Origin of the sequence: Halobacillus rhizosphaerae, assembly GCF_046719735.1 — a bacterium.
In the GTDB taxonomy this organism is placed as follows: domain Bacteria; phylum Bacillota; class Bacilli; order Bacillales; family Halobacillaceae; genus Halobacillus_B; species Halobacillus_B rhizosphaerae.
The window spans coordinates 74,973-87,268 of record NZ_JAUTWQ010000024.1 but is presented as its reverse complement, the minus strand read 5'-3'; the positions used below and the strand labels follow the sequence as shown (position 1 = coordinate 87,268).

At 41.1% G+C, this 12,296-nt stretch carries 14 protein-coding genes; 12 read left to right on the top strand and 2 right to left on the bottom strand.

Annotated features, from left to right (window positions below; genetic code table 11):
* Positions 1 to 790: 790 nt before the first annotated feature.
* The 4 genes from Q7A53_RS19075 (at position 791) to Q7A53_RS19060 (ending at position 3,893) form a co-directional block, all read left to right on the top strand.
* Positions 791 to 1,573, top strand: coding sequence for a metal ABC transporter ATP-binding protein (locus tag Q7A53_RS19075; RefSeq protein ID WP_411790798.1), 783 nt, complete (start codon positions 791 to 793; stop codon positions 1,571 to 1,573).
* Positions 1,570 to 2,427, top strand: a complete 858-nt coding sequence (locus Q7A53_RS19070) for a metal ABC transporter permease (RefSeq protein WP_411790797.1) — start codon at positions 1,570 to 1,572, stop codon at positions 2,425 to 2,427. The genes Q7A53_RS19075 and Q7A53_RS19070 overlap by 4 nt, the downstream gene beginning before the upstream one ends.
* A complete protein-coding gene (locus tag Q7A53_RS19065) occupies positions 2,424 to 2,834 on the top strand; it encodes a Fur family transcriptional regulator (protein WP_411790796.1) in 411 nt (136 codons plus the stop codon). The genes Q7A53_RS19070 and Q7A53_RS19065 overlap by 4 nt, the downstream gene beginning before the upstream one ends.
* A gap of 117 nt (positions 2,835 to 2,951) precedes the next feature.
* A complete protein-coding gene (locus Q7A53_RS19060; RefSeq protein ID WP_411790795.1) occupies positions 2,952 to 3,893 on the top strand; it encodes a metal ABC transporter solute-binding protein, Zn/Mn family in 942 nt (313 codons plus the stop codon).
* Positions 3,894 to 4,062: 169 nt separating this feature from the next.
* Here the strand turns inward: Q7A53_RS19060 and Q7A53_RS19055 are convergent, their stop codons facing one another.
* Positions 4,063 to 5,241: an MFS transporter gene (locus tag Q7A53_RS19055; RefSeq protein WP_411790794.1), complete on the bottom strand. Its 1,179-nt coding sequence runs from the start codon at positions 5,239 to 5,241 to the stop codon at positions 4,063 to 4,065.
* 146 nt (positions 5,242 to 5,387) lie between these two features.
* Here Q7A53_RS19055 and Q7A53_RS19050 point away from each other — a divergent pair, with 146 nt between their 5' ends.
* The 3 genes from Q7A53_RS19050 (at position 5,388) to Q7A53_RS19040 (ending at position 7,313) form a co-directional block, all read left to right on the top strand.
* Positions 5,388 to 5,780, top strand: a complete 393-nt coding sequence (locus tag Q7A53_RS19050; RefSeq protein ID WP_411790793.1) for an OsmC family protein — start codon at positions 5,388 to 5,390, stop codon at positions 5,778 to 5,780.
* A 65-nt stretch (positions 5,781 to 5,845) separates the two neighbouring features.
* Positions 5,846 to 6,454, top strand: a complete 609-nt coding sequence (locus Q7A53_RS19045) for a YczE/YyaS/YitT family protein (RefSeq protein WP_411790792.1) — start codon at positions 5,846 to 5,848, stop codon at positions 6,452 to 6,454.
* Between the two features lie 64 nt (positions 6,455 to 6,518).
* A complete protein-coding gene (locus Q7A53_RS19040) occupies positions 6,519 to 7,313 on the top strand; it encodes a YfkD family protein (protein ID WP_411790791.1) in 795 nt (264 codons plus the stop codon).
* A 2-nt stretch (positions 7,314 to 7,315) separates the two neighbouring features.
* On the opposite strand, the gene Q7A53_RS19035 is transcribed toward Q7A53_RS19040, so the two are convergent.
* A complete protein-coding gene (locus tag Q7A53_RS19035) occupies positions 7,316 to 8,176 on the bottom strand; it encodes a mechanosensitive ion channel family protein (RefSeq protein WP_411790790.1) in 861 nt (286 codons plus the stop codon).
* 113 nt (positions 8,177 to 8,289) lie between these two features.
* Between Q7A53_RS19035 and Q7A53_RS19030 the strand changes: the two genes are divergently transcribed.
* The 5 genes from Q7A53_RS19030 to Q7A53_RS19010 all read left to right on the top strand — a co-directional run bounded on the left by Q7A53_RS19030 (position 8,290) and on the right by Q7A53_RS19010 (position 12,148).
* Entirely contained in the window at positions 8,290 to 8,439 is a 150-nt protein-coding gene (locus Q7A53_RS19030) for an SE1561 family protein (RefSeq protein WP_411790789.1), read from the top strand.
* 137 nt (positions 8,440 to 8,576) lie between these two features.
* Positions 8,577 to 8,750 (top strand): hypothetical protein, encoded by a 174-nt coding sequence (locus tag Q7A53_RS19025; RefSeq protein ID WP_411790788.1) that lies wholly within the window; start codon positions 8,577 to 8,579, stop codon positions 8,748 to 8,750.
* Between the two features lie 183 nt (positions 8,751 to 8,933).
* Positions 8,934 to 10,247, top strand: a complete 1,314-nt coding sequence (locus Q7A53_RS19020) for a Na+/H+ antiporter family protein (RefSeq protein WP_411790787.1) — start codon at positions 8,934 to 8,936, stop codon at positions 10,245 to 10,247.
* A gap of 85 nt (positions 10,248 to 10,332) precedes the next feature.
* Positions 10,333 to 11,109 (top strand): delta-lactam-biosynthetic de-N-acetylase, encoded by a 777-nt coding sequence (gene pdaA, locus Q7A53_RS19015; RefSeq protein WP_411790786.1) that lies wholly within the window; start codon positions 10,333 to 10,335, stop codon positions 11,107 to 11,109.
* Positions 11,110 to 11,278: 169 nt separating this feature from the next.
* Positions 11,279 to 12,148 carry a DNA-3-methyladenine glycosylase family protein gene (locus tag Q7A53_RS19010; RefSeq protein ID WP_411790785.1) on the top strand — a complete coding sequence of 290 codons (870 nt, stop codon included), beginning with the start codon at positions 11,279 to 11,281 and terminating at the stop codon, positions 12,146 to 12,148.
* The last annotated feature ends 148 nt before the right edge of the window (positions 12,149 to 12,296 follow it).

Genomic DNA, 12,296 nt, shown 5'->3' with positions numbered 1-12,296 from the left:
AATAATAACCTATAAAAAATAGGTCAACCAGAAATCACTGGATGACCTTATAATACGAAAGGGCAGGATTGCGGAAAACTCGATTTCGAGACTTTTGTTGAGATTGTAGGACTGCGGGGAACGACTCCTCTAGTTCCATCGCCCAGACACTCGAGACATAAGCCGCTCATCAACGGAAGGGAAAATCGCCTTCCTTTTGATGGTCGGCTTATGCTGGTCGTGTCTACCAGGGCGATTCCACATTTGAACACTTTCCGCGGGCATGCGCTGATCCTACTCAGACTTCGTCTTCCGGAGTCTCACCTGTCATGCTTCTCCCTCAGGAGTCTCCCCGTTCCCTCCGCCCCCTTGCTATATTGTGGCTCTCGAAATTAAGAGGAGGATGTAAAGCATTTATTGCAGCTGATTTTTCCGATTTAATAGGAAGTAGAAAGGCAGAGCGACGAATTTCCTTCGGTTAAAAATGTCCGTTCACTTTATATCAAAGGGGGTGGATGGGAAATAGTGAGTCTCCCGCGGGAGAAGGAGCTAGGCGAGACCCACAAGGAGTGATAACGACTGAGGAGGCTGGCCAATTCCCCCGCAGGAAAGCGAGTTATTACCCATCCAACCCCAGTCTTGTTATGGCAACGAACCTGAAGTGTCTCGAACCTGAGCCCTTCATGAATCGGGATCTTTATTGGATATAAATGTAATGGAAACACAGGCAATAGTATTAGAATCCTTTACATCTATAACAACAAGTCTTATACTTTAATTCGTAATGATTATTATTTAGCGAGGTTAGACCATGAACTCAAACAACATTGTAACTCTTAACCATGTATCATTTAAATATGAAAAAGAATGGGTAGTCAAAGACGTAGATTTAGCAATAACTTCCGGTCAATTTCTAGGTCTGGTCGGACCTAATGGGTCGGGGAAGTCTACATTGATTAAACTCATGCTGGGATTGCTTAAACCAGATCAAGGAGAAATAAAGTTATTTAATCAGCGAATGAAAACATTTAACGACTGGAAGGAAATCGGCTTTGTCTCCCAGAAAGCAAACAGTTTCAATTCCGGTTTTCCAGCAAGTGTACTTGAAGTAGTTCAAAGCGGACTGGTTTCAAGAGTTGGTGCGTTTCGCTTTTTCAATCATCAACACAAACAAAAAGCTCAAGATGCCTTGCGTTTAGTCGAAATGGAAGAATACGCACATGCTACGATCGGAGAATTATCGGGCGGCCAACAGCAGCGGATTTTCATTGCGCGTGCTTTAGTGAGCGATCCTAAACTGCTTATTCTGGATGAACCTACCGTCGGAGTGGACGAAAAGCACGTTTCAGATTTTTATGAACTCTTGAGGAAACTCAACAAAGAGCAGGGGATTTCCTTATTGATGGTCACGCATGATATTGGCACCATTACCGAGCATGCGACTCATGTCGTCTGTATGAATAAAACGATTCACTTTCATGGGGAGTCTAAAGACTATAAAGAATTTAGTGAAGAAGATTTAAATCATCTCTATGGTCATTCGGTCCAAGCACTCACTCATAATCATCACCACGATGAGGTGAATCACTTATGATTGAAAGCTTTTTTCATTATCAATTTCTGCAGAATGCAGCCATTACCGGCATGCTGATTGGTATCGTTGCTCCTTTGCTGGGAGTATTTATTGTAGTACGACGACTCTCACTTATTGCGGACGCTTTATCGCATATTACGCTGACAGGGATTGCTGCAAGTTTGCTGCTTGAAAAGAAGGTGCCATCCATTAATGATTGGAACCCAGTTTATATGGGGATGGTGTTTTCCGTTGCCGGGGCAGTTTTAATTGAACGGCTTCGCAAAGTTTACAAACATTATGAGGAACTAGCGATACCGATTATTTTATCTGGAGGCATCGGCCTCGGGGTAATCCTGATTTCTTTAGCAGACGGCTTTAATACGGATTTATTCAGTTATTTATTTGGAAGCGTAACAGCGGTCAGTCGGACAAATATGTGGACGGTCTTAGTGGTGACGATTTTAGTAGCCCTCATTGTTCTTCTTTTTTATAAAGAATTGTTCGTGCTTTCTTTTGACGAGGAGCATGCTTCCATCTCAGGGGTTAACGGCAGGTTTATCCATCTTTTATTTATAGTCATGGTGGCAATCGTCATTGCTGCCTCTATGCAGGTAGTGGGTATTCTGTTAGTCTCTGCATTAATGACGCTTCCAGTTGCTTCTTCACTTCGACTGGCGCATAGTTTTAAACAAACGATTGGTTTATCTATCGTGTTTGGAGAAACTTCAGTCATATTAGGTCTGATTTCTTCTTATTATCTAAGTGTTCCTCCAGGCGGCACCATTGTAATGACAGCGATTTTGATTCTTGTTTTTTCTATGATTTATAAAAAAGTAAAAGCTCAACAATGGACAAAGGGTGAAATAGTATGAAATTAGAGGCTGCCTTTAATAAGTTAAAGGAAAAAGGATATAAACGTACGAAGCAGCGGGAGAAGATTCTTGAAATCTTTGTTGCTCAAGATCAATATATTGCAGCAAAGGTCATACTTAAGGAGATTCAGGCAGATTTTCCTGGAGTCAGTTATGATACTATTTATCGAAACTTATATCTTCTGAGCGAAGAGGAAATTCTTGAAGCCACAGAACTTGGGGGAGAGAAACATTTTCGCCTGAGCTGTGATACCCATGGTCATCATCACCATTTCATTTGTACCGATTGCGGCAAGACAAAATCCATTCATTTTTGTCCAATGGAAAGGATGAATGAGAGCCTTCCGGGCTGCCAGATTGAGAATCATAAATTTGAAATTTATGGAAAATGTCCGGAGTGCAGCTAACCTGTGGCTACGAGCCACAGGTCATTCTTTGGTTAGAAGGCGTAATGATTACTATTCAATAATGAAGATGGTTTGAGATCATTATTTACTTAAAAGACAGGAAAGGATAAGACGTACATGCGACGATATTTGGGGATTGCTTTACTATTAATAATGATTATAGTGACCGCTGGCTGTGGATCCAAGGAGAATGCGGCGAACGTAAAGAAGAACAAAGATGTTCTGACGATTAAGACCACTCTTTACCCTTTGGAATATTTTACAAAACGAATCGCGGGGGACTATGCAAACGTCAGCTCAATCATCCCGGCAGGATCGAGTGCTCATACATATGAGCCCACAACGAGAGAAATGGTAGATATGGCAGAAGCGGATGCCTTTATTTACAATGGTGCCGGATTGGAAAGCTATGCTGAAAGTATATCAAACGCCATTAAACCAGAAGGAGTGACCATACTTGAGGCGTCTCAGGGAGTGAAGCTGCTTAAGGGCAGCGAGGAAAATCACCAAGATGCTGAGGAAGACCATCATCATGGCGATGCCAACCCGCATGTCTGGCTGGATCCAAACCGGGCGATCAAGATGGCAGATAATATTAAAAACATGCTGGTGGAATTGAATCCGGACGCCAAAGAAGAATTCAATCACAATTATTCAGTTCTAAGGCAGCAATTACTCGACCTTGATAAAGATTTTCAACAGCTGGAAAATCAGCCGAAGAATGAAATTATTGTCTCTCATGCGGCTTATGACTATTGGGAGCAAGAATACGGCATTCACCAAATCTCGGTCTCAGGGCTCAGCCCCACAAATGAACCTTCTCAGAAAGAAGTAGAAGCTATTGTAGAGAAGGCGAAACAAGATGATTTGCGTTATGTATTATTTGAACAAAATGTGACCCCGAAAGTGTCGAAAGTCGTAAAAGACGAAATCGGAGCCAAATCACTGCGACTTCATAACCTTTCTGTGCTGACCGAAGAGAATATACAAAATCATGAGGATTATTTTACACTTATGGAACATAATATCGACGTATTAAAACAAGCCCTAGCTGAATAAATGCAGGGTAGTCCCTTGAAATTTTCTCGCTATAAAACCCGAACTTAAAGTTCGGGTTTTTTGTGTTTTGCGATTCCAATGGCACTCATTCTCCTTGCTCCACCTATCGCGGACGGGTCTTTGACCTCTTGAAAAGCTCGCAAAGCAGGGGAAAAGGAAATAATTTCATTCACGTTTCTTGATGAGAAAGATCATAGGATTTTGGGTCCCTAGTAAATAGGGTGCACATCAAGACGGTAAAGAGAAGAGCTACAATAATGGCAAAGAAAGATACATCAGGCATCCAATCGAGCAAGGCTCCGGATAAGAACGGGCCGGCTATGCTGCCTAGACTGAATGCCATCCCGCACAAAATATTCCCAGCAGGAAGCAATTCTCGTGGCAGCAAATCGGTCATGAACGAGATTCCAAGTGAGAAAAGTGATCCTGCAAATAGCCCTGCTAAGGAAAAAGCAGCAAACAACCAAATCGCCGAATGTTCGAAAATAGCGGCCAAAAGAAACGACGCAATCCCCCCAGAGAGGGCTGCGATAATGACTTTCTTTCTTCCAACATGGTCGCTCAGACTGCCTAGCGGAATTTGGGACAGCAGGCTTGCTCCTGCAAAACAAGGAATAATGAAAGTTAACGTGTTTACATCGTGGCCGATACGCATGCCATAAACAGGGAAAATTCCGTGTAAGGTCGCTTCAAGAAAGCCATAAGCAAGCGGAGGCAGAAAGGCTGTCCATCCAAGTCGAAGGGCTTTACCGAACCTTTTTATTGAACTGGTGCCATAGCTTGTGGTAGCGTCATCCTCAGGTGTTTCATTCTGGACCCACAGCATCCCAAGCCACACTATTAGACTCAATCCAGCGGATAATAGAAACGGTGCATAAACACTTAAAGAGAGCAGGTTGGTCATCAATGGACCTAAAGTAAATCCTAAACTGAAAAACAATCCATAATAGGCGATGTTTTTCCCACGTGATTGGTTGGCAGAAGTGGCTGTAATCCAAGTTTGAGTGCCGAAATGGAGAATTTGATCACCAATTCCTATAGTGACCCTCAGCATGAACCAGAACCAGAGTGCCTGCCAAAATGGGAATAAGGCCAGTGATAGAAAGACGAGGGCACCCCCAATCATAATCACTGGTTTATAGCCTAGTTTTTTTAGTGGTTTTTCCATAAATGGAGAAGATATCAGTATGCCGATATACAGGCCAGTTGCATGTAGGCCATTAATGGCGGAAGATATTCCGTTTTCTTCCAGAATAACTGCGAGTAAAGGGAGCAGCATCCCTTGGGAAAACCCGGATATGGTGACAAGGCTGATAAGAATGCGAAAACGTGTTTTTGAGGAAACCATGGAATCCCCCTTTCCGAACGATTAACATCTTTCATATCGTAACGAAAGTAGAGAGTGGGGGCAAGTCTTTCTCATTGGGCAGGTTATTCCTTACTCGAAAACGGTTATTATAGTAGTAAACAGACATACAGAAGGAGAGGATCATCGTGGATTTTTATTTGAAGGAGAATGGGGTTCGAACGTCATTTGAGTATGGCCAATTAAACATTTCAGGAGACGAGAATGAAGGCTTTCGTCCTTATCAGCTGATGGTTGCCTCAATAGCAGGCTGCAGTATCGGAGTCTTTCGGAAGATTCTCAATAAACAACGGGTGAAAATCGAGGATCTTAAAGTAACAGCGGACATCGATCGGAATCCAGATAAAGCTAATCGAATTGAAAAGATCAGACTTCATTATGTGGTTAAAGGGTACCATTTAAACCCCGATAAACTGTTAAAGAACCTTGACGTGTCACGCAGCAATTGTTCCATGGTTCAATCTGTTCAAGACAGTATAGAAGTTGAAGAAACCCTTGAGTGTATAGAGCTAAGCAAGTAAACTAATAGGAGCCTTATTCAAAATTCTGGATAAGAGCTCCTTTTTTCTATAGGAGGAAGCTATTATTGAAAAATTTACTCATTAAATTGTTTTTTTACATAATTGGTTTGGTAACTATTTCACTTGGAGTCACCTTAACGATTAAGGCGGACCTTGGTGCCGGAGCGTGGGATGCTTTAAATGTGGGATTAACCGAATCTTTTGGTTTAACGGTAGGTACATGGGTCATCATTATCGGAGCGGTGTTAATTATTTCCAATGCTCTCATCTCAAAAAGCAGACCAGACCTGTTAGCCGTTTTAACGATCCTGGTACTAGGAAAAATGATTGACTTTTGGATGTCTGCCTTTGCTGAAATGTCCATGAACAGCTGGATAGCTCAGCTCGTCCTATTACTGGCGGGCATTCTGGTTATTGCCTTCGGAGTTTCTCTTTATATTCAGCCGCAATTTTCCATTAATCCAGTGGATGGGTTTATGGTGGCCTTACAGAAACGCTTCGGTCTAAGCTTAACCGCTGCCAAGACCCTAACGGAAACCTTTGCGTTTATCTTTGCCTTTACACTAGGCGGGCCGATCGGAGTCGGAACTTTTATCATTCTTCTTGGTATAGGTCCTGCTATTCATTTCTTTGATCACCGGGCACAGAAAGCAATGAAGCGCATGCTCTCTTAAATATTTATTGAATAGGCCGGGGACATCTTTCACAAAATAAGAAAAAAGAAAGGTGGCCCAACATATGAAAGTTAAATGGCTGGGACTAATCGTTCTTATTGGTTTTCTTACATTATTCGGTACCGATACGATATCGGCTAAAGATAAAGTAAATCAAAAGGACACCTCAATACCAAATCATGTTTTAAATATATCTAAAGACAACACGTTTCCAAACTCTACAGATGATCAACAGGTTCTGGAGGCAGAGAAGTTAACGAAAGACTTAATGAAAGAAACGGATATCCGTATTTCCAATCCTCAGTTGATAGGCATGCTTAACGAAACTACGTTAAAGCCTTCACCTTTAGCTATTGGCTACAGAGCAGAGATCTTTTTAGGAAGATGGCCGTTATCTTATCAGTCAAAGGAAACAAACATTAACTGGGAGTACCAGGAAATCAATCGCAATCAACTGGATAATCATGGCAGTGACGTAAACGAGAAAATCAGCTATGTACAGAAAGAAGAAAAACACATTAAAGGTGGTTTAACCGCCAAAATCAGTCATAGTGAACAAATGAAAAAGTTAATATTACTGGAAGCGCAGAAGAATACGAAATTACCTTTGTCTTTTCACACCGTGGTGGGAAGTGGAACAAAACAGAATAATACCTATGGTGTTCCGGTTAATAAAAGTGCGATTCTTCATGCTTATGCTCCCGCAGTAAATGAAAAGGGAGACGTAACCTTCGGGGATGTTTATATTAAATTAAAGGGCTCTAAGAAATATTTGGTCGTTAAAAATGTAACCAGACAGGGAATTGGAGCCTGGATTCCAATTCAAGACCACCTTAGCTTTTCATTTGAATTAAAATAGTCTTATTCCTCCTCAGAGGAATAAGACTGGAACTCGACGCGCTGTTCTGCCATCGCAATGCTATGATCATACATTGCCTGGGCGAGAATTCGGCGCGTTTCTTTTGCTGCCGTCCAATAAACTAGATCCTCGACGAGCCCTGTGACCGTATATTGATAGCCTCGGTAATGATCATTCAGCGAGGACATTCCGTACACTTGAAATGGTTCGAACGGCTTGTCTGTTAAATCTTTCTTTAAATAACCGTCAAGCTCTTCGTTTAACTGCTCACATGCTTGCTCCAGAATCGAAAATATCTTTTTCGGGTCTTCCTTGAAGCTGGTGGTAACCGATTCAATCACCCGCATATGATCGAGGTTATAATTCTCAATCGTGTTAATCTGCCCGTTGCTGATCGTAAGAAGACGCCCGCTCCACTCGCGAATTTTTAAGAAGCGAAGTCCAATGTCCTCCACTGTTCCGTGAAACGTATTGTTGAGGGTAATGAAATCGCCTTTATGAAGCTGTTTCTCATACAGCAAAAACAGTCCAGAGAAAAAATCTCGAATTAAGCTCTGGGCACCAAACCCGATAATAATTCCAATAATTCCTGCGCCAGCTAATATTTTTCCAATGTTAATGCCGAAAATGGCTAAAGCAATCACAATAAAGCTAATGACTGCTGCATAACTAATCATGGAGTTTATCATAGACTCCAATGTTTTTTCTGTCCGTTCTGTAATAAAGTCCGTTTTCTCAAAAAAGGACCGGAGTGCCTTGCGTAAGAAGATCACCACAATAAATATAAGGATGGCCGTAACAAAGAGCCTGATTATATTGTTGTTTTGAAAAAAGTTAAAAATATTTTCCCATGAGAATTCCATTAGCCCATTCCTCCTATCGTTAAGTATTATAGCAGATTGAAAAACCACGTAGACATTAACGGGTAACCTGTACTATGATAAGCTTGGACAAATCGTTAATAAGGAGCTTAGATATGCCACAACAAGAAAAACTCACCGACTTGAAAACTCGGTTATCAGAATTTATGAACAAACTTGATCAAATGAACCCAGAAGAAACATCTGTTGAGGATATAGATCGGTTAATTTTAATGCTTGAAGATTTAGAACGTAAGATGGACTGATGCTGCAGCAAGGCGCTGACAGCGTCTTTTTTTTACAATGATCTACGAGTTAATGATAGTAAAGTCATCTCCATTAGAAGGAATTTATAACCCTTTTCTTTAATTATAAGGTAAGCACGTAAGAGGAGGCAGCAGCTTTGGATATTCTGATATTTTACTTGTCCCCGGTTGTGGGGTTCGTCTTTATGCTTACATTAATCATGACATTTGTGGCGCTGGCAGGGGGCAGGCCGGTAAAACGAATAAACAAATGGCTGCTCATTAGTTCGCTTGTGATCATTATTGGAATGTTCAGCTACCTCTCCCTTTAAACCACTAGAGGAAGTGTGCTGTACAGTCATGATTCCTCTCTCCGTATGTCAAATAATTATCCTTCAAAGATTACCCTCATAAAAGATGATGTGTGAGGGTTGATTTTTGTAAATCCATACTTTATCATGGTAAATCGTTAATGCACGAAACATCTTAGAGGATTTGAGAGAGGAGAACGCATTATGGCGTGGGCAGTTATTGTGTCTGTACTTATTTTAACTATATTAAGTTTATTAAGAGTGAATGTAATTATAGCGATCCTAGCTGCAGGTTTGGCAGCAGGTTTAATGAATGGTGAGTCGTTAATTGATTCACTGGATATACTAGTGAAAGGAATGGGAGATCAGGCAAGTGTCGCTCTCAGTTATATTCTGCTTGGAGCATTTGCAGTGGCGATTGGTTATTCAGGGATCACAGGGATTCTAGTCAGCTTTCTGCTCCGTGTGCTGAAGGATAGACGTACCACAATGGTGTTAGTGATAGCAGGAGTGGCTTGTTTATCGCAAAACGTCATTCCCGTGCACATTGCCTTTATTCCATTGTTAATTCCGCCGCTTCTGAAGTTATTTGATCGAATGGAACTTGACAGGAGGGCAGTGGCATCTGCTTTGACGTTTGGGCTTCAAGCCCCCTATGTCATGATTCCTGTAGGATTCGGTTATATCTTTCATGAAACCATCCAAAAGGCAATGGCCGCTAATGGGGTTTCCGTAACGATGCCAACCATAGCTCAATCTTTATTAATCCCTGGTTCAGGAATGATTGCAGGCTTATTCGTTGCTGTATTCATTACTTATAGAAAGAAACGGAAACCACTGAAGGGGGATTCTTTCTTTCAGGAAGAACAGGAACAAACTGAAGGGTTTCCGAGTCAATCGTTTAACAGGAAGCATGCGCTAACGATTTTAGCTATTTTTGTGACGTTGTTTATCCAGGCGTATTGGGAAAGTCTGGTGATTGCAGCATTAGCAGGTCTACTATTAATGTTTGTATTTCGAGTGGTTCCCTTTAAGCTTGGCGATAATATCATGACAGAAGGAATTGCGATGATGGGTACAATCGCCTTTGTTATGCTTGTAGCTGCAGGATATGCGAATGTGTTAACGGAAACAGATTCAGTGTCAGCTTTAGTTGAGCAAAGTTCCGCATTTATGGGAAATAACCAAGCACTTATTGCTTTTATCCTATTGCTTGTTGGTTTACTTGTAACGATTGGCATTGGTTCCTCTTTTGCAACCGTACCGATAGTGGCAGCTCTCTTTGTTCCTATTTGTGTAAGTGCAGGGTTCTCTCCAATGGCGACAGCTGCTCTGATTGGGACGGCAGGTGCACTTGGAGATGCTGGATCACCTGCCTCTGATAGTACCCTGGGACCGACTTCAGGTCTTAATGCAGATGGAAGGCACAATCACATATGGGATACATGTGTACCAACATTCTTACACTACAATATCCCGTTATTTCTATTTGGCTGGATGGCAGCTTTAATGTTATAGAAGACAGGTGGGGAATATTCCCACCTGTCTTTTTCTATATTTCGCTTTGGTTCACACATACTATAAAAAAAAGCGAGTGGTTCAAGTGTGGAAAAAATTATTGTTTATGGTTTCTATATGGATGATCCTGTTCCCAAGCACCATTCATGGGGAAGGATTTGGCTATGTAAAGAATAAGGATGGCAAGATTCCTGATGTAGGACGATATGGTCCTATGATTGAGAAGTACGATGGTTTTTATGCAGATCCTTCTGGAGATAAAGTGGTTTATCTGACTTTCGACAATGGTTATGAAAATGGATATACAGGAAAAGTTCTCGATATTTTGAAAAAAGAAAAAGTGCCCGCAGCTTTTTTTGTTACAGGTCATTATATTGAAAGTTCCCCGGATTTATTGAAGCGTATGGCTTCTGAAGGACATTTAATCGGGAATCATTCGTGGAGCCACCCTGATTTTACAAAAATATCCAAAGGAAAAATGGAGTCCGAACTCGAAAAGGTAAATAAGGCTGTAAAAGAATTAACGAATCAAGAAGTCATGACATTCGTCCGCCCCCCTAGAGGCACATTTAACGATCAAACTTTAAAGTGGGCAAATGAACTTGGTTACACTCATGCGTTCTGGTCCATTGCCTTTAAAGATTGGGAAACCAATAACCAAAAAGGCTGGGAGTATGCCTACAACAGCGTACTGGATCAAATTCACCCTGGGGCGGTTATTCTATTGCATACAGTTTCCAGTGATAATGCTGAAGCGCTGGAACGGTTAATTATCGACCTGAAACAAAAGGGATACCATTTCGGCAGCTTAAATGATTTAATGGTTAAGAAACTGCTTCCATACCCCATCTGGGGGCTGTAAATCACTTCTGAGGACCGCTATGATTGAATTCATGGCGGTTTATTTATCTAAGAATAGATTGGTAATATCTGCATTTATTATACTAATGTAGTAATTTGGCGAATAAAGCTTCATGATTAAGGGTAAGGACTTTTATAAATCGTCGTTTTTTGTTGGGGAGGTTAAATTTTTGTGGAAAGAAACGTTACATGCCAAAAGCTTTTATGATTTCGACTATACATTACTTCGTTGGACGTTTGACCCTTTGAGCCGAATTGACAGGGAACTGCGGTTTGTAGATGTTCCTGTGAAATTAAATAATGATCACCATGTTGTTCGTGTCACAGGGAAGGGAACAACCGCACAGCCATCGTTTGAAGTTTCCAGCGATAGTGTTGACAACCGTGAGGCATTACTTGATCATATACAGGAACTATTTCAGTGGGATCGTGATTTAGAAAGGGTACAGGAGCATTTCCTTGGAACAAATCTTGAACAGCTTTTTAACGCCCATCCAGGCACGCCCATTGTAAAGGATTATCATCTGTATGATTGTCTAATGAAAGTGATCATTCATCAGCAGTTGAATATGAAATTTGCCCATACGCTGAGTACAAGATTTGTGCAGAACTTTGGTCATGAAGAAAAAGGGGTATGGTTTTATCCTGCACCTGAGCAAGTAGCAGAAATCCCTTATGAAATGTTAAGAGAACTTCAATTCAGCCAGCGAAAAGCCGAATATGTGATCGATACTTCCAAACGAATCGCTTCTGGAGATCTTAATTTAGAAGAACTTTCGAAACAGTCCAATGAAGAAATTATGAAAGAATTAGTTAAAATTCGAGGAATTGGTGCCTGGACAGCAGAAAATTGGTTAATGTTCGGGGTGGGAAGAGAGGATTTACTTCCCAAAGCCGATATTGGAATTCAAAATGCCTTGAAATTTTATTTCAGTCTTGATCAGAAGCCATCAATTGAGCAAATGAAGGAATGGAGTAAAGGATGGGAACCCTTTCGGAGTTACGCTTCTTTAACGCTGTGGCGAAGCATAGAAGGCTAGCATCAGCAAAATGAGTCATAATCTGAATCAATAGCTCGTATTATGAAATAAGTTATCCATTTCATTTTTTTGCCAGTTAATTCGATTTATAATATTCAAAAATCTGATCAGTTGCGTTATAATAATACCGTGTTGGAAAAATATTGAA

Bases quoted from the DNA above. Each gene is read 5' to 3' on its own strand.
- Q7A53_RS19070 (WP_411790797.1), top strand. From the start codon at position 1,570: ATGATTGAAAGCTTTTTTCATTATCAATTTCTGCAGAATGCAGCCATT.
- Q7A53_RS19055 (WP_411790794.1), bottom strand. From the start codon at position 5,241: ATGGTTTCCTCAAAAACACGTTTTCGCATTCTTATCAGCCTTGTCACC.
- Q7A53_RS19065 (WP_411790796.1), top strand. From the start codon at position 2,424: ATGAAATTAGAGGCTGCCTTTAATAAGTTAAAGGAAAAAGGATATAAA.
- Q7A53_RS19020 (WP_411790787.1), top strand. From the start codon at position 8,934: ATGGCGTGGGCAGTTATTGTGTCTGTACTTATTTTAACTATATTAAGT.
- Q7A53_RS19035 (WP_411790790.1), bottom strand. From the start codon at position 8,176: ATGGAATTCTCATGGGAAAATATTTTTAACTTTTTTCAAAACAACAAT.
- Q7A53_RS19030 (WP_411790789.1), top strand. From the start codon at position 8,290: ATGCCACAACAAGAAAAACTCACCGACTTGAAAACTCGGTTATCAGAA.
- Q7A53_RS19040 (WP_411790791.1), top strand. From the start codon at position 6,519: ATGAAAGTTAAATGGCTGGGACTAATCGTTCTTATTGGTTTTCTTACA.
- Q7A53_RS19075 (WP_411790798.1), top strand. From the start codon at position 791: ATGAACTCAAACAACATTGTAACTCTTAACCATGTATCATTTAAATAT.
- Q7A53_RS19060 (WP_411790795.1), top strand. From the start codon at position 2,952: ATGCGACGATATTTGGGGATTGCTTTACTATTAATAATGATTATAGTG.